Source organism: Acinetobacter sp. ANC_7553 (assembly GCF_056779895.1).
On the sequence record NZ_JBWYIV010000009.1, the window covers coordinates 51,527 to 70,672 of the forward strand.

20 protein-coding genes are annotated in these 19,146 nt (G+C 39.7%); 8 read left to right on the plus strand and 12 right to left on the minus strand.

Annotated features, from left to right (window positions below):
* Positions 1 to 17 precede the first annotated feature (17 nt).
* Genes AC1M9I_RS08545 through AC1M9I_RS08560 form a run of 4 tightly spaced genes read right to left on the minus strand, consistent with a single transcriptional unit; the run spans position 18 to position 2,987 of the window.
* Entirely contained in the window at positions 18 to 584 is a 567-nt protein-coding gene (locus tag AC1M9I_RS08545; protein ID WP_035269801.1) for a Maf family nucleotide pyrophosphatase, read from the minus strand.
* Positions 572 to 1,066 carry a rod shape-determining protein MreD gene (gene mreD / locus AC1M9I_RS08550; RefSeq protein WP_481587256.1) on the minus strand — a complete coding sequence of 165 codons (495 nt, stop codon included), beginning with the start codon at positions 1,064 to 1,066 and terminating at the stop codon, positions 572 to 574. The genes AC1M9I_RS08545 and mreD overlap by 13 nt, the downstream gene beginning before the upstream one ends.
* On the minus strand, positions 1,053 to 1,910 hold the full coding sequence (mreC, locus tag AC1M9I_RS08555; protein WP_035269796.1) for a rod shape-determining protein MreC: 858 nt from the start codon (positions 1,908 to 1,910) through the stop codon (positions 1,053 to 1,055). The genes mreD and mreC overlap by 14 nt, the downstream gene beginning before the upstream one ends.
* 30 nt (positions 1,911 to 1,940) lie before the next feature.
* Positions 1,941 to 2,987, minus strand: a complete 1,047-nt coding sequence (locus tag AC1M9I_RS08560) for a rod shape-determining protein (RefSeq protein ID WP_035269793.1) — start codon at positions 2,985 to 2,987, stop codon at positions 1,941 to 1,943.
* A gap of 133 nt (positions 2,988 to 3,120) precedes the next feature.
* Here AC1M9I_RS08560 and gatC point away from each other — a divergent pair, with 133 nt between their 5' ends.
* The 3 genes from gatC to gatB are packed head-to-tail and all read left to right on the plus strand — an operon-like array spanning position 3,121 to position 6,434.
* Positions 3,121 to 3,435: an Asp-tRNA(Asn)/Glu-tRNA(Gln) amidotransferase subunit GatC gene (gatC, locus tag AC1M9I_RS08565; protein ID WP_035269791.1), complete on the plus strand. Its 315-nt coding sequence runs from the start codon at positions 3,121 to 3,123 to the stop codon at positions 3,433 to 3,435.
* 45 nt (positions 3,436 to 3,480) lie between these two features.
* Positions 3,481 to 4,959 (plus strand): Asp-tRNA(Asn)/Glu-tRNA(Gln) amidotransferase subunit GatA, encoded by a 1,479-nt coding sequence (gene gatA, locus AC1M9I_RS08570; protein WP_481610930.1) that lies wholly within the window; start codon positions 3,481 to 3,483, stop codon positions 4,957 to 4,959.
* Positions 4,959 to 6,434 carry an Asp-tRNA(Asn)/Glu-tRNA(Gln) amidotransferase subunit GatB gene (gatB, locus tag AC1M9I_RS08575; RefSeq protein WP_481595093.1) on the plus strand — a complete coding sequence of 492 codons (1,476 nt, stop codon included), beginning with the start codon at positions 4,959 to 4,961 and terminating at the stop codon, positions 6,432 to 6,434. Before gatA ends, gatB begins: the two co-directional genes overlap by 1 nt.
* 68 nt (positions 6,435 to 6,502) lie before the next feature.
* On the opposite strand, the gene AC1M9I_RS08580 is transcribed toward gatB, so the two are convergent.
* Positions 6,503 to 7,360 carry a putative phage abortive infection protein gene (locus AC1M9I_RS08580; protein WP_481593601.1) on the minus strand — a complete coding sequence of 286 codons (858 nt, stop codon included), beginning with the start codon at positions 7,358 to 7,360 and terminating at the stop codon, positions 6,503 to 6,505.
* Positions 7,361 to 7,747: 387 nt separating this feature from the next.
* Here AC1M9I_RS08580 and AC1M9I_RS08585 point away from each other — a divergent pair, with 387 nt between their 5' ends.
* Positions 7,748 to 8,647 carry an NADP-dependent oxidoreductase gene (locus tag AC1M9I_RS08585; RefSeq protein WP_481593602.1) on the plus strand — a complete coding sequence of 300 codons (900 nt, stop codon included), beginning with the start codon at positions 7,748 to 7,750 and terminating at the stop codon, positions 8,645 to 8,647.
* 137 nt (positions 8,648 to 8,784) lie between these two features.
* On the opposite strand, the gene AC1M9I_RS08590 is transcribed toward AC1M9I_RS08585, so the two are convergent.
* Positions 8,785 to 9,285, minus strand: coding sequence for a hypothetical protein (locus tag AC1M9I_RS08590; RefSeq protein WP_481610931.1), 501 nt, complete (start codon positions 9,283 to 9,285; stop codon positions 8,785 to 8,787).
* A 286-nt stretch (positions 9,286 to 9,571) separates the two neighbouring features.
* On the opposite strand from AC1M9I_RS08590, the gene salA reads away from it, so the two are divergent.
* The 3 genes from salA to AC1M9I_RS08605 all read left to right on the plus strand — a co-directional run bounded on the left by salA (position 9,572) and on the right by AC1M9I_RS08605 (position 13,317).
* Positions 9,572 to 10,879 carry a salicylate 1-monooxygenase gene (salA, locus tag AC1M9I_RS08595; protein WP_481593604.1) on the plus strand — a complete coding sequence of 436 codons (1,308 nt, stop codon included), beginning with the start codon at positions 9,572 to 9,574 and terminating at the stop codon, positions 10,877 to 10,879.
* 59 nt (positions 10,880 to 10,938) lie between these two features.
* The gene (locus AC1M9I_RS08600) at positions 10,939 to 12,303 is read left to right on the plus strand and encodes an aromatic acid/H+ symport family MFS transporter (RefSeq protein ID WP_481595009.1); all 1,365 of its coding nucleotides are present in this window, start codon (positions 10,939 to 10,941) and stop codon (positions 12,301 to 12,303) included.
* Between the two features lie 123 nt (positions 12,304 to 12,426).
* Positions 12,427 to 13,317: a LysR family transcriptional regulator gene (locus tag AC1M9I_RS08605; protein WP_481610947.1), complete on the plus strand. Its 891-nt coding sequence runs from the start codon at positions 12,427 to 12,429 to the stop codon at positions 13,315 to 13,317.
* 70 nt (positions 13,318 to 13,387) lie between these two features.
* Here the strand turns inward: AC1M9I_RS08605 and sbmA are convergent, their stop codons facing one another.
* The 4 genes from sbmA to AC1M9I_RS08625 form a co-directional block, all read right to left on the minus strand.
* On the minus strand, positions 13,388 to 14,587 hold the full coding sequence (gene sbmA / locus AC1M9I_RS08610; RefSeq protein ID WP_035268365.1) for a peptide antibiotic transporter SbmA: 1,200 nt from the start codon (positions 14,585 to 14,587) through the stop codon (positions 13,388 to 13,390).
* A gap of 165 nt (positions 14,588 to 14,752) precedes the next feature.
* Positions 14,753 to 15,091 carry an FKBP-type peptidyl-prolyl cis-trans isomerase gene (locus AC1M9I_RS08615; RefSeq protein WP_035268363.1) on the minus strand — a complete coding sequence of 113 codons (339 nt, stop codon included), beginning with the start codon at positions 15,089 to 15,091 and terminating at the stop codon, positions 14,753 to 14,755.
* 38 nt (positions 15,092 to 15,129) lie between these two features.
* Positions 15,130 to 15,660 (minus strand): YaeQ family protein, encoded by a 531-nt coding sequence (locus AC1M9I_RS08620; RefSeq protein ID WP_481593645.1) that lies wholly within the window; start codon positions 15,658 to 15,660, stop codon positions 15,130 to 15,132.
* Between the two features lie 101 nt (positions 15,661 to 15,761).
* A complete protein-coding gene (locus tag AC1M9I_RS08625) occupies positions 15,762 to 16,763 on the minus strand; it encodes a CobW family GTP-binding protein (protein ID WP_481593606.1) in 1,002 nt (333 codons plus the stop codon).
* 581 nt (positions 16,764 to 17,344) lie between these two features.
* Here AC1M9I_RS08625 and AC1M9I_RS08630 point away from each other — a divergent pair.
* The gene (locus AC1M9I_RS08630; protein ID WP_035268355.1) at positions 17,345 to 17,575 is read left to right on the plus strand and encodes a hypothetical protein; all 231 of its coding nucleotides are present in this window, start codon (positions 17,345 to 17,347) and stop codon (positions 17,573 to 17,575) included.
* Between the two features lie 605 nt (positions 17,576 to 18,180).
* Here the strand turns inward: AC1M9I_RS08630 and AC1M9I_RS08635 are convergent.
* Positions 18,181 to 18,696: an acyl-CoA thioesterase gene (locus AC1M9I_RS08635; RefSeq protein ID WP_035268353.1), complete on the minus strand. Its 516-nt coding sequence runs from the start codon at positions 18,694 to 18,696 to the stop codon at positions 18,181 to 18,183.
* A 170-nt stretch (positions 18,697 to 18,866) separates the two neighbouring features.
* Positions 18,867 to 19,046, minus strand: a complete 180-nt coding sequence (locus AC1M9I_RS08640; RefSeq protein WP_035268348.1) for a hypothetical protein — start codon at positions 19,044 to 19,046, stop codon at positions 18,867 to 18,869.
* Between the last annotated feature and the right edge of the window lie 100 nt (positions 19,047 to 19,146).

Here is a 19,146-nt window from a genome sequence, read left to right on the forward strand (position 1 = left end):
AAGGTTAATTTAGTGCCTTAACCACTTTTCAATATTTGATTCAGTAACTGTGATGTTTCATGTAAAGGCAAACCCACCACATTGGTGTAGCTACCTTCAATACGAGGAACGAACTTTGCGGCGATTCCTTGTATTGCGTAAGCCCCTGCTTTTCCTACAGGTTCCCCAGTTGACCAATATTCTTCCATATCATGATGACTGAGTGATTGAAAATCAACCTTTGTGCTCACTACCGTACTTATTGTTTTATGTTGTGAAGCCACACAAAGGCCACTGAGAACTTCATGCTGACGCCCTGACAAGGATTGCCAAATTTCAAACGCATGTTGCTTCGAGTCAGGTTTGCCAATAATTTGCCCATCTAAACTGAGGCTTGTATCTGCGGCAATGACCACCGCATCTGGAAATTGTGCTAAAACAACCTGAGCTTTTTGTTCTGCCAAACGTCGAACATAATCATGTGCTTGCTCACCATCATGTACAGACTCATCGATTTCTGGACTAAAAATATCAAATTTAAGTCCAAGCTGTGCAAGCAATTCTTTACGCCGAGGCGAGCTCGACGCCAGGATTAAATTCGCCATTTTCGGAGCAAATAATACAAGATGGGCCAAGTTAAAATACTGCTCATTAGTGGCTGCCAATGACGAGTTATCGAAAATTGCATATCGGAAATAATTTGTGCAAAAAGGACATAAATCAAATGTGCCAATATAGCAACACTAGCGATTGCCCAAGTATTTCCAAACGTCATTAAACGGCGTTCACGCACAAACCAACGGATGGCGAATGTTAGTAAAACGAAGCTTAACGCATGTAAACCAAGGGGTGCATCAAGCAGTAAATCGGTAAATAACCCGACTGCAAAAGCAAACCAAACGCCACACCATGTCGGTTGAAGCAAGATCCAATACATCGTAATCATCAGCATGATCAGCGGTCGCCATCCTGCCAATGAATAAGACAGAGGATACACCACCAAGACTGAACCAATAATGATTGAAAGCACGATGATCCATAGAGGATCACGTGTTTTAACTGACGATATTTTTTTAGCGCTGAGCATGAGGTTGCTCCATGGCTAATGAGTCTGAGAACAGCACCACCACATGGTGTCCACCTGCCAACTGAGCTGCAGGTTTCACGTCTATCTGCGCAAACTCACCGGTATTTTCACGCTTAACTTTGGACACTGTTCCGACCAAATAACCCGCAGGAAAATGTTGTCCTAAACCTGAACTATAGACCTTGTCCCCAACTTTGACGTTAGCGCTGGTCGGTACATATTCCATTTTCAGACGACCTAAATCACCAGTGCCTGACACAATGGCACGCATGCCAGAGTTTTCAAGACGTACAGATAGGGAGTGTTCTTTATCAGACAATAACATGACACGGCTACTGTGCGGATAAACATTGATGATCTGCCCCATGATACCGTTATCATCCAACACGGTTTGCCCGACACGCAGTTGGCTCGCAGCACCGCGGTTAATGATAATGATATGACGTAATGGATCGGCATCTGTGCCAATCACCTCAGAGATTTCCATACGACCGTCAATGATCAAAGGCGTATCCAATAATCCACGTAAGCGTGTATTTTCAGCGGAGAGTTCTGAGAGTTTTTGAAGACGAACCTGAGCCTGAAGCAGCTCTGCTTGCATCGCAGTATTCTCACGACGCAGTTGCGCTTCAGACTTGGTTTGTTGACTGAGCCATTCTTTCGATAAAACGGGATAACTTGCAATGGCATAAATGGGATTGTATGCCGCGTACAAGACATCTCTTGCTGGTTGAATCAAGTGTGGAGCACGCCAATTAAACATTAACACGAACAAACACACGATGACTGCAATGATGAAAGAGCGAAAAGATGGCGGTTGTCTTGAAAACAGATTCGGTTGCACCGCCTCGTCCTTAAATTAAATTACAGAAAATTAACCAACAAACAGCATGTCATGGTTCGGGTTATCAAAGAGTTCTAAGACTTTACCACCACCACGTGTTACGCAAGAAAGCGGATCTTCAGCAACTACTACTGGCAAACCTGTTTCTTGTGACAATAACTTGTCTAAGTTACGTAATAACGCACCACCACCAGTCAACACAATACCGCGCTCCGCGATATCTGATGACAACTCAGGAGGTGTTTGTTCAAGCGCAGATTTCACTGCAGAGACAATGCTTTGCAATGGATCAGTGATTGCTTGAGTAATTTCATCAGAAGTCACCGTAATTGCGCGCGGAACACCTTCCGCCAAGTTACGACCACGAACTTCGATTTCTAGCACTTTGCCATCTTCATCTGGAAGTGCCATACCCACTTCTTTTTTGATGGTTTCAGCTGTCGTTTCACCAATGACGCAACCGTGTGCTTTACGAACATAATGAATAATTTGTTCGTCAAAAACATCACCACCAATGCGTAATGAGTCTGCATAGACACAACCTTGCAATGAAATGATTGCAATTTCAGTTGTACCACCACCTACGTCTACGACCATCGAACCACATGCTTGCTCAACTGGCATGCCTGCACCAATCGCTGCTGCCATTGGCTCTTCGATTAAACGTACATCACGTGCGCCTGCATTGAATACAGCCTCACGAATCGCACGACGTTCAACCAAAGTTGATTTACATGGCACACACACCACAACACGTGGCGCTGGTGGGAAAAGACGCTTTTCATGCACTTTACCAATAAATTGGTTTAACATGGTCTCAGTGACTTCGAAATCCGCAATCACGCCATCTTTCATTGGACGAATTGCAGAAATATTCGCAGGGGTACGACCAAGCATTTGCTTAGCATCCAAGCCAACAGCGGCAACTATTTTTTGTGAACCACTGTGACGAATTGCCACAACAGTCGGTTCATTTAATATAATGCCCCGTCCTGGCGCATAAATTAGTGTATTAGCGGTGCCTAAATCTATGGCTAGATCTGGCGAAAACAAGCCAATTAGTCGTTTTAGAATCACGGGTCGTTCTCAGTTCAACGTTATATAGACGTAAGATGGCAACTTTAACTAAATGTGATGCTTTGGACAAGTCAATCGCTTATTATAACGCATGATATTTTGAATATTTTTATTACTGATTAGGTGAGACAGCATGTCAGCATCAGATGCTCAGCAATCTGCAGATTTAAATGCACAAACCGTTTCAAGCATTGCACACTTAGCACGCTTGTCTTTGGATGACACTCAATCTGCTGAATATGCTCAAAGTTTGAATAAAATTTTAGGAATGATGGAAACCTTGAAAGGCATTGATACCGAAGGTGTTGAGCCATTAAAGAGCCCATTTGACCATCCGCAGCCATTACGTGAAGACGCTGTGTCTGAACAAAACCACCGTGATGACTATCAAGCCGTTGCACCAGCTGTGCAAGACGGTTTGTATCTTGTTCCACGTGTAATTGAATAATTGTTCAGTTTTGCCCTATTTAAATTTTAGTTAAGAATTTTTCTCATGACAGATTTACATCGCTTATCGGTTCGTGAACTTATCGATGGTTTAGCAACCGCTAAATTCTCTTCACGTGAATTGACGCAACATTATTTAAACCGTATTGAAAAAATTGATGCGCAAGTCAAATCTTATGTCACTGTGACTGCTGAACAAGCATTCGCTCAAGCTGATGCAGCTGATGCAGCGATCAAAGCAGGTACAGCGACCACTTTGACTGGTTTACCTATTGCACATAAAGATATTTTCTGTACGCAAGGCATTAAAACCACGGCTGGTTCTAAAATGCTAGACAACTTTATCTCTCCGTACGACGCAACCGTTGTAGCGAAAAGTAAAGCTGCGGGCCTAGTGACTTTAGGTAAAGTGAACATGGACGAATTTGCCATGGGTTCTACATCAGAATCATCTTACTTCGGTGCAACGGCGAACCCTTGGGCTTTAGATCGTGTCCCAGGCGGGTCATCAGGTGGTTCTGCTGCCGCAGTTGCAGCTGACCTTGCACCGTTTGCGACTGGTACAGATACAGGTGGTTCAATCCGTCAACCTGCATCGTTCTGTGGCCTTACAGGCTTAAAACCAACCTATGGTCGTGTATCACGTTTCGGTATGATTGCCTATGCATCATCACTTGACCAAGGTGGCCCAATGGCACGTTCAGCAGAAGACTGTGCGTACCTTATGAACGTGATGGCAGGACATGACGCAAAAGATTCAACCTCTGTACAAAAAGATGCTGATGACTACGTTGCAAACTTGAACGGCACGTCTGTAAAAGGATTACGCATTGGTATTCCTAAACAGTACTTTAATGTTGAAGGTTTGGCTGCTGACGTTAAAGCACGTGTTGAAGAATCTCTAAAAAAATTGGAAGAGATGGGCGCAACGCTTGTTGAAATTGACCTCAACATGACTGAAGCTTATGTTCCAACCTATTACCTGATTGCCCCTGCTGAAGCATCGTCTAACCTGTCACGTTTTGACGGCGTACGTTATGGCTACCGCTGTGAAGATCCAAAAGACATCATGGACTTGTACAAACGTTCTCGTTCTGAAGGTTTTGGTGCTGAAGTTCAACGCCGTATCTTGATTGGTACTTATGCGCTGTCTGCAGGTTATTACGATGCCTACTATGTCAAAGCACAAAAAGTACGTCGTTTAATCCAACAAGATTTCTTAAAAGCATTCGAGTCTGTTGACGTGATTGCTGCGCCATCTGCACCAACAACGGCCTATAAGATTGGTGCAAACCTTTCTCCAGTTGAAATGTACTTGGGCGATATCTATACCATCGCGGTCAACCTTGCAGGTCTTCCTGCGATTAACGCGCCTGTTGGTTTTGATCAAAATAATTTACCTGTTGGCTTACAGTTGATTGGTAACTACTGGTCAGAATCTCAATTGTTGTCTGTGGTGCACCAATACCAACAAGCAACTGATTGGCACACCAAACGCGCTGTAATTGCTGAGGAGAATGCATAATGGCGAAGAATAATGCAAAACCTAAGTCAAATTTGATTGATGGTTGGGAAGTCGTTATTGGTATTGAGATTCACACTCAACTTGCGACTAAATCTAAAATCTTCTCAGGTTCTTCAACTGAATTTGGTCAAGACCCAAATACACAAGCGAGCCTTGTTGATTTGGCAATGCCGGGCGTACTGCCTGTATTGAACAAAGAAGTGGTTGATCTTGCCATTCGCTTTGGTTTGGGTATTGATGCGTATATCGACCAAGCGTCTGTATTTGCACGTAAAAACTATTTCTACCCTGACTCTCCAAAAGGCTACCAAATCAGCCAAATGGACAACCCGATTGTGGGCTTGGGTCATATCGACATCCAACTTGAAGATGGCACAGTAAAACGCATTGGCGTGACACGTGCGCACCTTGAGGAAGATGCAGGTAAATCGATCCATGACCAATTTGAAGGGATGTCAGGCATCGACTTAAACCGTGCAGGGACACCACTTCTTGAGATTGTATCTGAACCCGATATGCGTTCGGTTGAAGAAGCAGTTGCTTACATTAAAGCGATTCACACACTTGTGCGTTGGTTAGGTATTTCTGATGGTAACATGGCGGAAGGTTCATTCCGTGCCGACTGTAACGTATCACTGCGTCGTCCAGGTCAACCATTCGGTACACGTTGTGAATTGAAAAACTTAAACTCATTCCGTTTCATTGAACAAGCGATCAATGTTGAAATTGAACGTCAAATGGAAATCTTGGAATGGGATGGCACCATCGACCAAGAAACGCGTTTGTTCGACCCTGTGAAGATGGAAACGCGTTCTATGCGTTCGAAAGAAGAAGCGAACGATTACCGCTACTTCCCAGATCCAGACTTGTTGCCTGTGATCATTGCAGATGAGCAAATCGAAGCGATTAAAGCGACTATGCCTGAGCTTCCTGCTGCACGTCGTGCGCGTTTTGTAGCGGACTTTGGTGTGACTGAGTACGATGCTCACGTTCTGACATTGACTCGTGAAATGTCAGAGTTTTATGAAGAAGTTGTTAAGGCTGCGGGCGGTGCTGCACAAGGTAAGATTGCTGCAAACTGGGTGATGGGTGAATTCTCAGGGGCGCTGAACAAAGCAGGCTTAGAATTGGCTGATTCTCCTGTATCTGCTGAGAAATTGGGTGGCATGATTGCACGTATTGTGGACAACACGATTAACGGTAAGATTGCAAAACAAGTGTTCGGCTTTATGTGGGAAGAAGGCAAAACTGCGGACGAGATTATTGCTGAAAAAGGCTTGAAACAGGAAACTGATACAGGCGCAATTGAAGCGATTATTAAAGACGTGCTTGCTGCGAACGAGAAAATGGTTGAAGAGTATAAATCTGGTAAAGAGAAAGCCTTTAACGGTCTTGTTGGTCAAGTGATGAAAGCCGCGAAAGGTAAAGCTAACCCTGCTCAAGTCAATGAATTAATGAAGAAATTGATTGGTTAAAACTGATTAATTTTGGAATAAAAAACCCGCTTTAGAGCGGGTTTTTTAATCTAATAAAATGATAGTTTCTATTGAAATGCAGTTTTACTAATCTTCTTACATTCCTCAATCAATTTTATATTCTTTTTATAGTCTTGAATTGTATCAGTATCTAGGTCAAAAAAATATTGATAAGGCATATTTCTAAGAAATCCAAGCTCTTCAATTAATTGCTTAAGTTTTGATTTTTCTAAGCTATAAATTGCAGCCATTTGAAGTATTTCCTGAGGAATTACTGCTATTACCACTTCAGTATAAAAGTTGATTCTTTGGTCTCTCTCTTCATTTTCCAAGTTAATCTCCTTTAATTTTACTTGAATAAAATTTAGTAGATTTTCCAAGGAACGAAAATAATTTATGAACTTATATTGTTTCTCCCAATTAAAATTACCACTTTCTATTTCTATAAATAATTTTCTATAAACTTCTCTATGCTCATTATGCTGAGAGTAAAAAACATTAAGATATTGAAAGTTCTGTAATAAACTACAAAATAAATTATCAAATTGTTGTAATTTTTGAGTTTTCTGAATTTCTTTTTGAGTATTGGCATTATCTTCTAGTGCTTCTGTACTTTTGCTTAATTCTTTACGACTTACTTTTAATGTTTGATATGTCACAAACCATGTAGCAAATAACAGAATTATACTAATGAAACCAATAATTGGATTTAATGTGCCACCAACAAAATCTCCAAATGCTCCCCAAGTTGAAACATAGTCGTCTTTAGCATTAGGTAATAAAAGAGGTAATTGATGTCTTAAAATTGAATTTTCTGTTTTGATTACATCTTGGTAAAAAAAATAATAAAGTTTTGCAAAGTAAAAAAATGTTCCTAATGCAATTAGTACTCCAATTACGCCTAAAAATATTTTTAAATCCTTCATACTAAATTCAACAAATATCTTTTAATATCAAAATTATACTTTATAAAAAAGGGAAATATCTCCTTAAATAGAACTTTTAATAATAGAGCAGACTTAGAACATATATTTAGAACCCTGATCCTCTTGCGCAACAGTGCAGCTCATCCCATTGGGAGAGGGAGTGTCATGTAATTATTTTGATACGCGGTGTTCCCTCTCTTGAGCAATATTTAAAGCATTGCTTTTAAATCGAAGCGCAAGTGATGAGAATCCTCAAAATATATTTTGAGTTCGCAAGGGAGAGGTAAAACAAAAAAATAAAGAAAACACTGTTCTATTTTTCGATCTTCATTTGCCTGCTTTCACTCTTCTATACTGATTTCATCATCAAGAAGAATGAAACAAATCATGAAATCAACAGTACTCAACGCACAAAGCTACGGACAACCCGAAGTCCTCGAATTTACAGACTACGCCCTCCCACCATTAAACACTGAAATGGCACGTATTCAAGTCAAAGCCGCAGGGATTAACCCGATTGATGCACGTCGCATGACAGGTGAATTCAAACATGCACAACTCCCACAAACTTTCGGAACCGAGTTTGCAGGTGTAATCGTAGAAGTAGCTGAAAACAGTGCATGGAAAGTCGGTGACGAAGTGCTGGGTTCAGGTGGAGCATTTACCCATGCAACCGTGATAGACGTTCCTCTCGCCAATTTAGTCGCAAAACCGAAAAATCTAGAATGGTCGATTGCAGGCTCGATTGCAGGAGCAGCTCAAACTGCCATGACCATTTTAGATGAAATTGGTCCAATGCAAAGCTTATTGGTACACGGAGGATCAGGCGGTGTGGGTTCAATCACCATTCAATTGGCAGTGAGTCGTGGCATTACAGTTGTGGCAACAGCATCAGCAAAAAACCAAGACTATATCAGCAGTTTAGGGGCAATTCCTGTCGTGTACGGCGAAGGATTGATTGAGCGTCTGAAACAAGTCCATCCAGATCAATTTGATGCTTCGATTGATATGGCAGGTAACGAAGATGCCACTCAAGCTTCATTGGCAACAGTGAAAAATGGCGGATTTATGGGCACGATTGCAGGACGCAAACTCTCATCTGCTAAAATTCAAGCAGTATGGGTTAAACGTAATGTTTCCAATTTAAAACACGTGGTTGAAGGCGTTGCAAATAACAGCTTCAATTGGACAGTCAGTCGTGAATATCCTTTTACAGAAGCACAGCAAGCCTATCGAGACATTTTAGAGGGTCATACGCAAGGTAAAAGCGTACTGTTATTCAAATAGTTTCTATGCGTACAATGTGAAAAGGCAGGATATCATCCTGCCTTTTCTCTAGTTTGAATTATGATGTTGAGTAACGCCACCCTACATTCATCAATCGATAACTTATTTATTTAATTACCATTTATTAAAATAAGAGATTAGCGAGTGATCCCAAGCTTGTTCCAAATATCTGGGGTGAGGAATGTTGTCACCAATTTATTTAAATCAATATAACGCACCACCCCTTTCAGCTGATTATTCACTTCAGGGTTTTTAATGATTTCTTCGCCTGCACTACGACCCAATGCTTGGAAACTTTCACCAACAGCTTGAATACCCTCAGCTTGAATCACCGCTTTAGTCTGTGTTGAACATTGCTCTACGATCACACGTTGCAAGACTTGCGCTAACTTTTGATCCAATGCCGTACGTTGCTCAGCACTGACATTACTAAAGCCTTTTAAATCAGGATGAGTAGACAGTGCTGAATATGTCCACTGTAATACTGTCATTTTATCAGCAGCGGTCGTCGACTTGACCAAACAATCACTCAATTGATCTACAGCTGCTCCCGCATTTGAAAATGTCGATAAGCCCATGATCAAAGCCGATGCACACAGTGTACGTAAAGCAGTTTTATTCATTTTTAATGTCATCACTTAAACTCAATTTTCATCGTTGTCATTATCATTTTTGTTGTATCACATTCAGAACGTATTTCCCTACAGATACACTGTAAAACAAGTAAGCACATGAAAATTTAGGTAGTAAATTTGCTAAATCACGCACATCAATGATCATCAATAAAGCTTCAAAACCAGTGGGAATAGACGTGAATTTCAAACTATCAATTTTTTAAATAGTTTTCACCAAAATATATAAATTGGATAAGTAGTTAAAAATCAGTAATGATCTTATTCAGGGCAAAAAACTCGGAATTGAATCATGGAAAGAAGAATTAAGATTGCGCTCATTGGTGGTGGTATTGCTGGATTAGCTTTAATGACCAACCTGGTAAAAAATAAAAAATTTGATGTGCATTTATATGAGTCAGCAGCACAATTTTCAGAAATTGGCGCAGGCATTTCATTTGGTGCCAATGCTGTCAAAGCAATTGAGCTTCTAGGCTTGGGTGAAGAATATCACGCCATTGCGGATACAGTTGCTGCGCCTTATCAAGACATCTGGTTCCAATGGCGTAATGGCTATACCGATGAATACCTATCAGCTTCGATCGCACCTAAAGTCGGTCAATCTTCTGTGCATCGTGCTGATTTTCTAGATGCACTTATTCCATTCGTTCCTTCACAAAATGCACATTTCAATAAACGTGTACAATCTGTTGAAGCTTCAAGCGCTGGTGTTCGTTTAACTTTCCAAGATGGTGAAGTGGTTGAAGCTGATTACGTGATTGGTTGTGATGGTATTCATTCTGTTGTGCGTGATCATGTATTGGCATCGCATCAACTTCCAAAAGTCGATCCTCAATTTTCAGGAACATGGGCTTATCGCGGCATTATCAAGTATTTAGATTTTAAACAGGTTATTGCAGAACTTGGACACGATCCTGAACTTGCAGATGTCCCACAAATGTTATTGGGTAAAGACAAACACATCTTAACTTTCCCTATTCGTAAAGGTGAAGAAATCAATATTGTTGCCTTTAAGTCAGATCGCAAGAATACAACTCTGCCAGAAGGGACTCCTTGGACACGACCAACAACCAAAACTGAAATGCTGGCTGATTTTGCGGATTGGAGTGAGAGCTGTCGCGCATTACTGAACTTAATTGAAAAACCTACCATCTGGGCCCTTCATGAGATTGAGCCACTTAAGACCTATCAGAACAGTGAACACAATGTCATTTTGATTGGTGATGCAGCACATGCGATGTTGCCACACCAAGGAGCTGGTGCTGGTCAAGGTCTTGAAGATGCTTTAATTCTTTCTGCATTATTCAAACATCTGGAACAACACCCTGCGCAAATTTGCACTGAAGATCTTGCACAACTCTCTCATGTCTATGAGCAACTGCGTAAAGAGCGTGCCATTCGTGTACAAAACACGTCACGCGAATCTGGTGAAATTTACGAATTATATTCGCCGCTATATCCAGATTTTGACAGTGTAGGTCAACATTTAGCACACCGTTTTGATTGGTTATGGCAACACGATTTAGAGAAAGACGTTGAACTTGCACAACAACGCTTAGGCCAAGCAATAGAGAAACATCTCGTGGCTGAAGCCATATAAATTAAGCAAAAACATTAACAGGACTGTTATCAACCGATTCATTGACCAGGGAGGTCTCCATGAATACGTTAAATGCAAATGAAATTATTGATCATGCCAAACTCAAAGCCATTCACTGGCGAGTCATCTTACTCAGCGCATTGATTATTATTTTTGATGGCTATGATTTAGTCATTTACGGTGTGGCATTGCCTAAACTGATGCAAGAATGGGCAATCGATCCAATGACGGCGGGCTTCTTAGGAAGTCTTGCCCTCTTTGGCATGATGTTTGGAGCCATCATTTTTGGCAGTATGAGTGACAAACTTGAAAAATATGGTTTTAGTCGAAAAAAACTGATTGCAGTTTGTATTGTCATTTTTAGTGGTTTTACCGTGATGTGTGGCTTAGCGAGCAATCCTCAAGAGTTCGGAATCTATCGCTTTATTGCTGGCTTAGGTCTAGGTGGCGTGATGCCGAACGTTATTACACTAATGACGGAGTATGCGCCTAAACGTTTACGCTCCACCTTAGTGTCATTGATGTTTAGTGGTTACGCTGTCGGCGGAATGTGTTCTGCCATTTTAGGCATGTGGCTAGTACCGCAATTTGGCTGGAAAATCATGTTTATGATTGCAGGTATTCCACTCATTCTATTACCAATCATTTGGAAGTTATTGCCTGAATCCATCGATTATTTGGTTCGTCAAAATAAACATAAAGAAGCTGCTCATATCTTAGAACAAATTGACACAAATCTAAGAATCCCTTCTGATATGCGCATTAGTCTGCATCAAGAAAACCAAGAGTCGTCTAAATCACCAGTGAAAGACTTATTTACTGAAAGTCGTGGTGTAACTACTGTTCTATTCTGGGCAAGTGTCTTTATGGCATTGGTATTGGTATACGCGCTTGGTAACTGGTTACCTAAACTGATGATGGAAGCAGGCTACAACCTCTCAACTAGTTTAGTGTTCCTATTTGCACTCAATATTGGTGGTATGCTGGGTGCAATCTTTGGTGGTTTTTTTGCTGATAAATTCAGTTTACCTAAAGTTCTTTGCACCTTGTTTGTTAGCGGCGCATTTTCCCTATTCTTGTTAAGCTATAACTTACCAACCATGGTGCTTTACTTCTGTGTAGCAATCGCAGGTGCAGCATCGATTGGCGGACAAATTTTATTGTTGGCTTATATGTCACAATATTATTCTTCTAACATACGTGCGACAGGTCTAGGTATGGCACTTGGCGTAGGTCGTTTAGGCGCGATCTTGGGTCCGATCTTATGTGGATGGTTACTTAGCCTTAATTTGCCAGTTCAATATAATTTCATTGCCTTATCTATCCCTTGTATGATTGCAGTGATCAGTGTGACTGCGATCCATCTCCGCAATAAAAAAATTGCAGGCGCAGCAAACGGCGTTAAAAACGTGGCTTATGAGTAGATGATTCATCAACAACATGTAAGTCATTAAAAATAAAAGAGAGAGTTAACTCTCTCTTTTTTTGTTACAGTGGTTATTCGATATAGCGACTGTCTCTAAATATTTACAAGGAATGTAAAGTTGATCGATTTAAGTCTGATTAAAGTTTTTATTATTATTTATCAAACTCAAAATATCAGTCACGCCGCAGAGCGCTTGAATCTCAGCCAACCTTCTGTCACCTATAATTTAAATCGACTGCGGAAAATGCTGAATGATCAGCTTTTTGTACGTGACAAGTTTGGTGTTAAACCCACAAAGCTTGCACAAAGTCTTTATCCAAGTTTCTACGAAGCGATTGTTAAAATTGATATGGCGATTGATTCTGCCAAGCATTTTGACCCGCTAACCTCTTCAAAAGTATTTCGTTTAGGCATTTCTGATTTAGGAGAAATTTGTTTACTTCCCTCGCTGATTGAATATTTAGAACAACATGCTCCGCATATCAAACTTGAAATTGAGGAAATTCACTCTGAAAAAGTAGAGGAGTGGCTGGTTGAAGGCTTTTTAGATGTGGCCGTTTTTAATAGCAGTCACACCATTATGCCCAAAATTGAATCTCGAAATTTGTTTGAGGAACGTTATGTCTGTATCGCTAAAAAAGAGCATCCGCGCATACAGCAGAAGCTCAGCATGGAAGCGTATTTATCGGAAAAACATGTTGCGATCAAATCGAGTACTGGTCATATTGAAATTGATCAGCGTTTAAAAGAACTTGGTCATTCTCGTCAGATCATGCTTGAAGTCCCCCACTTCAGTGTTTTGCAGAACGTGGTAAAACACTCAGAACTTCTGGTTACTCTGCCTTCGAGAGCCGCGAAGGTTTATCAGCAGCATACGGATATTCAAATTTTTGAACTCCCTTTTGAGGTTCGTCCATTCAATGTCAGTGTTAACTGGTATAACCATAAGGATGACTTAGACGCACGTAAGTGGTTTTGTAAGATTCTAAAAAATATTTTCAGCACGCTCTAAGTTCCCACTCAGACATAAAAAGGCTCGTATATACGAGCCTTTTTTTAATAATTTAAATCCATGATGGGCACTACTTCTCCAAAATAGATTCAAATGCTTTTAGACGTTTACGGATAGAAAGTAGCTCAATAATCGTTTTCCACGAACTCACCAAATATTGGAATGACTCACGAACACGATTGAATACCCCCATAATTTGTTGGATCAATCCCAGTGTCAACAGGCCTGCTGCAATCGCGGGGAATAACACAAATAACATATAGAGATTGTCCAGTTGTCCATACCAACGTGCAAACAAGTTGAAATAGGCATAATGGAAATACAATTTAAAATAGTTAGCACGAATATTCTTAAAAAGTTGTTTTAAGGTTGCAGGTTGCGCACGATTTTCATGGTCTTCGCCGTACACCAACTCTTTACGATATGCCGCTTCCACTTTTTGATTATTAAATTCTAATCCTGGCAGTTTCATACCCACCACCATCAATAAGACAGTACCAAATACCGCCCATCCAATCGCAGCCCATACTAAAGAATATTGCAACTCACCAATAAATGGTAAAACAGGCACTTTCGCAGACAATGCAAATAATAAAGGAAGAAAGGCAATTAACATCAGTACTGCACGTACTAACTCGACCCCTAAATCCTCAACGATCGTTGCAAAACGCATGGTGTCTTCCTGTACACGTTGCGAAGCACCTTCGATATGACGCAATTTCTCCCAATGCTGAACATAGTATTCGTTCATTGCTGTACGCCATCTAAAAATATAGTGACTGGTAAAGAAAGCGCTGATGACCCCTGATGTCACTGAAATACTGGCCAAGCTGATAAAGGTCCATGATTCCGCATAGAGTTTATCCACCTCACCACCACCAGAATTTAAAATCTGTTGAATAGAATCCCAAAATGGTACATACCATGCATTCACAGCAACGCTGACTTGTACCGTTAACCAAATATTAAAAAGGATAAATGCAGAACCCCATACCGACCAACGCTGCCACGGATTGTCTGATTTTATTTTCCAAAACAGTGCAAATAAGGCGGTCGCCACCAAGAACCATAGATAGAACCACAAAAATTGCGGTGACCAAAAACGACTGATATTAATCGCAAGTTCAGCTTCTGCATAACCTTGAGGAAAACCTAAATATTCGCCCCATTGTTTTCCATCCGCAAAAAACCATAAAGCGAGATTAATAAAAAACCATAAGACGACAGAGAGAAAAAACCACTTTGGGTTCGGAAAAAATGACTTAAACATTCAGCGCTTATATCCCTAATTTTGTTTGAATGAATTTTTTGAATAGTAATCCTAATTCTGTTGAGTCGGTGCGTTTTTTAGAAATTTTTTGTTATATCTATTGCACGCTCAGGATTGTTGTAACATAAAAAAGCCCCGCAATGCAGGGCTTTTCATCGACTTTCATTAATCGCGAGTTTTTACATCGTACAATTCAATTTCAAAGATTAGATTAGAATTGGCTGGGATAATATTCCCCATTTTACGCTCACCATAAGCCAAATGTGCAGGCACAATCAGTTTACGCTTACCCCCAACTTTCATTCCAATAATACCTTGATCCCAGCCTTTAATGACACGACCTGTACCAATCACAGTCTCAAAGTAATTACCACGGTCTAATGATGAATCAAACTTCGTACCATCTTCCAACCAACCAGTATAATGAGTGGTAATTAAAGCACCTTTTACAGCCTCTTTACCTTCACCTACCACCAAGTCAATAATTTCTAATTCAGCCGTCATGTGCTTACTCCAAATTTAATCTTTAAAATCTTAGTGGCTTACTGTAATTGAGTCCACTCAATCTCAGCTTGACCTTGATCAGAAATCAATGTCCACTCGCCATCCATCACATTCAATTGCAGTTGCATTGTACGTTCGCACAATGCTTGGATTTGTGTCGTTGTTTGTTCACTGAGTTGCCAGATTTGCACATTTTTCAATGTTTTCAATTTACTGTTGCGCTTATACCATTCATCCACTGATGATCCATAAGTGACCACCGCAACTTCTTTACAACGCGCACTCGCTTTTTTTACTTTATCTTCGTCTGGACTACCCACTTCAATCCACTTTTCCAACTGACCTGTTAAATCTTTCTGCCAAAGTGCTGGCTCATCAGTTTCAAATAAATCTTTAGTAAATTCTAAATGCTCATCTGCAAAACGAGCATATGCCAATACTCGAACCATCAAACGTTCAATCGTTTCCGACGGATGTAGAGCCATCGTTAACTGATAGTCGCCATATTGATGAACATCCATATTGGCTATGTTTAAATCTGCTTTATAAATCGTCGCTTTTAACGCCATAAGGGTATCCTCAAATTTGGTGCTAAGCATACCCGATTCAGCGTACATTGAGAAAATGCTTTTCAATCCGTCTATATTCTTAGTTGAATAGTCTAACGATTTTATTGATCATCGATTCGCGCCTTAAGAATTGATTGCTCTAAATGCTCCCAATCTTGATTCTGCTGGGTTATCACTTCAATCCGATTATCCATATTCTCTTCGCCTGATTTGTAATTGAATTGATCAGGATTAAAATTGAATGTCATCCAACCTTGGTTAGTATTGAAGATGCCTTTAATACGTACCCAGTGTTTTAGCTCACAAAGGATGTCTAATAATTCATAAAAATCAAACTGCCAACGTTTTGGAAGCTTCCATCCTGCCACAATATACCCTTGAGCCTGTTCTACGTAATGATACGGCAGTTGCTTTACGGCTGGCATTTCCTCATCAGCTTTGAACTGACGTTGAACCTTGAATAAGGGTTTCATTGAACGCTGAATTCCTACATAAGGATAATCAATTTGTTCTAAGCGAATATTGCCTTGATCAGCTTCAAGCCAATGTGGAATATAAGCTAAATATTGTTGTTTTAAATCAGCCAATTGTTTTCGATCCATGTCATTCATGTCTGTAGCATGGGACACAACCACGACTTGAGCCGCTTTTAACTGATCTTGATATAAGCTTTGCTTCATCCAATCTGAGTCATGTAAACGAGATCCATCAATCACTGTTACTACAGAACGCATCTCAACTAGATATTGCCAATGTGGTTCAGTCAACTGTTCAACCAACTGTGCAGGATGACCCAATCCTGTCGGCTCTATAAATAGTCGATCTGGTTGGGATTCTTGTAATAACCGAGACAATGCAATTTGCATTGGCAATTGACTTGTACAACACAGACATCCACCCAATAGCTCTTTGATTTCATAGCCATCGTCATTTGGCAATAACTGTTGATCAACGCCAATTTGACCAAACTCATTCATCAATACAGCCCATCGCTCATTTTTAGGTTTAAATTTGAGAAGTTGTTGTAAAAGCGTGGTTTTCCCTGCACCTAAAAAACCTGTAATGATATGTGTAGGCACTGACTGAGTTGCAAGTACTTTCAAAATGGATCTCTGAATTTGAAGAGGTGTACGGATTCTTGTCGGAATTTATCTAAAAAACAAGTCTAGGATAATTTTCCTCATAATTTATATGAATGCATGAATTCAAAAGACTAAATGATTGGAATTAAATAGGATAAGTGAACTGTTGAATCAAAATTGAAAATATGTAAATCTATTTCACAGATCATTACTCTGAATTTAATTCAAAACTTCAATTTTGATTTTCTAATCGAACCTTTTCAAATGTAAAACTAAGTAAAAAAATTGCTGTTTTTTTCTTCACCATGACATATTTTTTGACAACTTTATGAGGCATATTGACTCTCATTGAGACAAAAAAACTACATTAAACCTTGGTTTGTTAGTCGTGCGTTAACTATCGTGTTTCACTTTGTTGCATTGATTGCCCAATTGAGCTTCTGGACTTAGGATGAATTTCGTTGACTCGCTAACCGTATTAGAGGCGATTCAGCTTTTAACATTTTACGCGATGATCTAGATTTAATTTCATATTCGCTTCTCTCCTCGGAAAGCTTATGAGATTAAATTCTAATTTATTTTATTGAATAAGGATGCCACTCATGAATTTAGTTAAAACTTTATTAGCAACTACACTTGCCTTCACAGCTTTCTCAACATTTGCTGCAACAGAAGCAAAAGATGAAAAAAAACAGGAAGTGTTGATTTCTTCTCAAGAACAACCAGTGAATGCTGAAACTACTGCTGCTGGTCAACCAACAGCTGCTCAACCGGGTACAGAGGTTGCAGCTGAAGAAGGTACTGAAGCTCCTGTAGCTCAACCTGCTCAGTAATTAATCAAAAATAAATTGACTGAATTTTAGACCAAGTCTTCCCCCGATGGCTTGATCTGATTAAAAGTAGAGCTTTGCTACAGCTCTACTTTTTTATGCCTGTTTTTTTGAATAATTCTCTATAAATTACGATAAACACATATACATAATTATTATCAAACGATATAAATGACAAATAAATCACATATTTTAACCAAAAAGCCAATTTAATTCTAAGCACATGACATGAAAATGAAGAAATTTCTTGGGATAGCTATACTCAGCCTATGGCTGGTTGCATGTTCCAAACCTTTACCAGAGGATAAACTGGATTATGTAGGACATTGGATTAGCGCGGACAGTCGTGTTCAATTGAATATTACTGCTAATGGTCGTATAGAATATAGTAACAATCAGCTCAGTAAAAAACCGCCGTTTCAGCTCCAATTAAACAGTTTTCAGATACTGGATTTGAAACAGGTTTAGGTCCTATCAACACGAAATTTATTGTCACTCGTCAACCCTACAAGGATGCACAAGGCAACTGGTACATGATTGTCGATGGACATACCCTCGCCAAGCTACAAAATCCATAAAAAAGACTTCACCATGTGAAGTCTTTTTTCTTAAACCGATTTCTTATATATGCTGCAAGAAGGATGATGATTTTCATTCAAACGAGCAATTTTACGATGCTCAGCAGCTTCAAAACGACAACGTTTCCAGTCATTATCTAGGTTTAGCGGTGGAATTTGTTTTGGTTTCCCATGTTCATCCACAGCGACCATTGTGAAATAACAACTATTGGTATGTCGTACCGTACGTTTTTGAATATTTTGTGCTTCAACGCGGATCCCAATTTCCATTGAGGTACGCCCCACATGATTCACACTGGCTAAAAAAGTCACCAACTCACCCACGTGGATTGGTTCTTTAAAGTTCACTTTATCAACAGATAAAGTTACCACATAAGAACCTGAATATCGACTTGCACACGCATAAGCAACTTGGTCAAGCAGCTTTAAAATTGTTCCACCATGTACATTACCTGAGAAATTCGCCATATCCGGCGTCATTAATACAGACATCGTTAATTCAGACTGATCATCTGCAAGCGGTAACGCTTGGTTAAATTCGGACATAAATATTAGAACTCAATCATGACAGGAGATTTAATACACTATTATAACTTTTTTCTTGATTATAAAATGTTTAATTCAGAAACAAACTCCAATAATTTCAAGGCTTGATAGCTTAAAAGTATCAGAGGAAATCGTTCACTCTCAGAAGCTATGATAAATTTGCTTAAAATTTATTCATCTTTGACTAAACGAAGCATCTCAGCAGAAATATTATCGTATTTTAACTTTAACGATGCTTGATTCTTGACTTGAATTTCATAGGTTTCATCATAGTTAATTCGTATTATTTCGAATGTAATATCTGAATTTGACGCTAAATAAACAATTTGACCAACTTGAAAAACTGACACACTACACCTTAATTTATATTTCATCTTTTTAAGGGTTAGATAAAGTACTAACCCTCGTTTTTATCACCCCAATATACCAATCATTCAATTTATAACAATG

Bases quoted from the DNA above. Each gene is read 5' to 3' on its own strand.
- gatB (WP_481595093.1), top strand. From the start codon at position 4,959: ATGGCGAAGAATAATGCAAAACCTAAGTCAAATTTGATTGATGGTTGG.
- AC1M9I_RS08580 (WP_481593601.1), bottom strand. From the start codon at position 7,360: ATGAAGGATTTAAAAATATTTTTAGGCGTAATTGGAGTACTAATTGCA.
- AC1M9I_RS08615 (WP_035268363.1), bottom strand. From the start codon at position 15,091: ATGACGGCTGAATTAGAAATTATTGACTTGGTGGTAGGTGAAGGTAAA.
- AC1M9I_RS08545 (WP_035269801.1), bottom strand. From the start codon at position 584: ATGGCGAATTTAATCCTGGCGTCGAGCTCGCCTCGGCGTAAAGAATTG.
- AC1M9I_RS08635 (WP_035268353.1), bottom strand. From the start codon at position 18,696: ATGTCCGAATTTAACCAAGCGTTACCGCTTGCAGATGATCAGTCTGAA.
- AC1M9I_RS08630 (WP_035268355.1), top strand. From the start codon at position 17,345: ATGAATTTAGTTAAAACTTTATTAGCAACTACACTTGCCTTCACAGCT.
- gatA (WP_481610930.1), top strand. From the start codon at position 3,481: ATGACAGATTTACATCGCTTATCGGTTCGTGAACTTATCGATGGTTTA.
- salA (WP_481593604.1), top strand. From the start codon at position 9,572: ATGGAAAGAAGAATTAAGATTGCGCTCATTGGTGGTGGTATTGCTGGA.
- AC1M9I_RS08620 (WP_481593645.1), bottom strand. From the start codon at position 15,660: ATGGCGTTAAAAGCGACGATTTATAAAGCAGATTTAAACATAGCCAAT.
- gatC (WP_035269791.1), top strand. From the start codon at position 3,121: ATGTCAGCATCAGATGCTCAGCAATCTGCAGATTTAAATGCACAAACC.
- AC1M9I_RS08600 (WP_481595009.1), top strand. From the start codon at position 10,939: ATGAATACGTTAAATGCAAATGAAATTATTGATCATGCCAAACTCAAA.
- AC1M9I_RS08585 (WP_481593602.1), top strand. From the start codon at position 7,748: ATGAAATCAACAGTACTCAACGCACAAAGCTACGGACAACCCGAAGTC.
- mreD (WP_481587256.1), bottom strand. From the start codon at position 1,066: ATGCTCAGCGCTAAAAAAATATCGTCAGTTAAAACACGTGATCCTCTA.
- sbmA (WP_035268365.1), bottom strand. From the start codon at position 14,587: ATGTTTAAGTCATTTTTTCCGAACCCAAAGTGGTTTTTTCTCTCTGTC.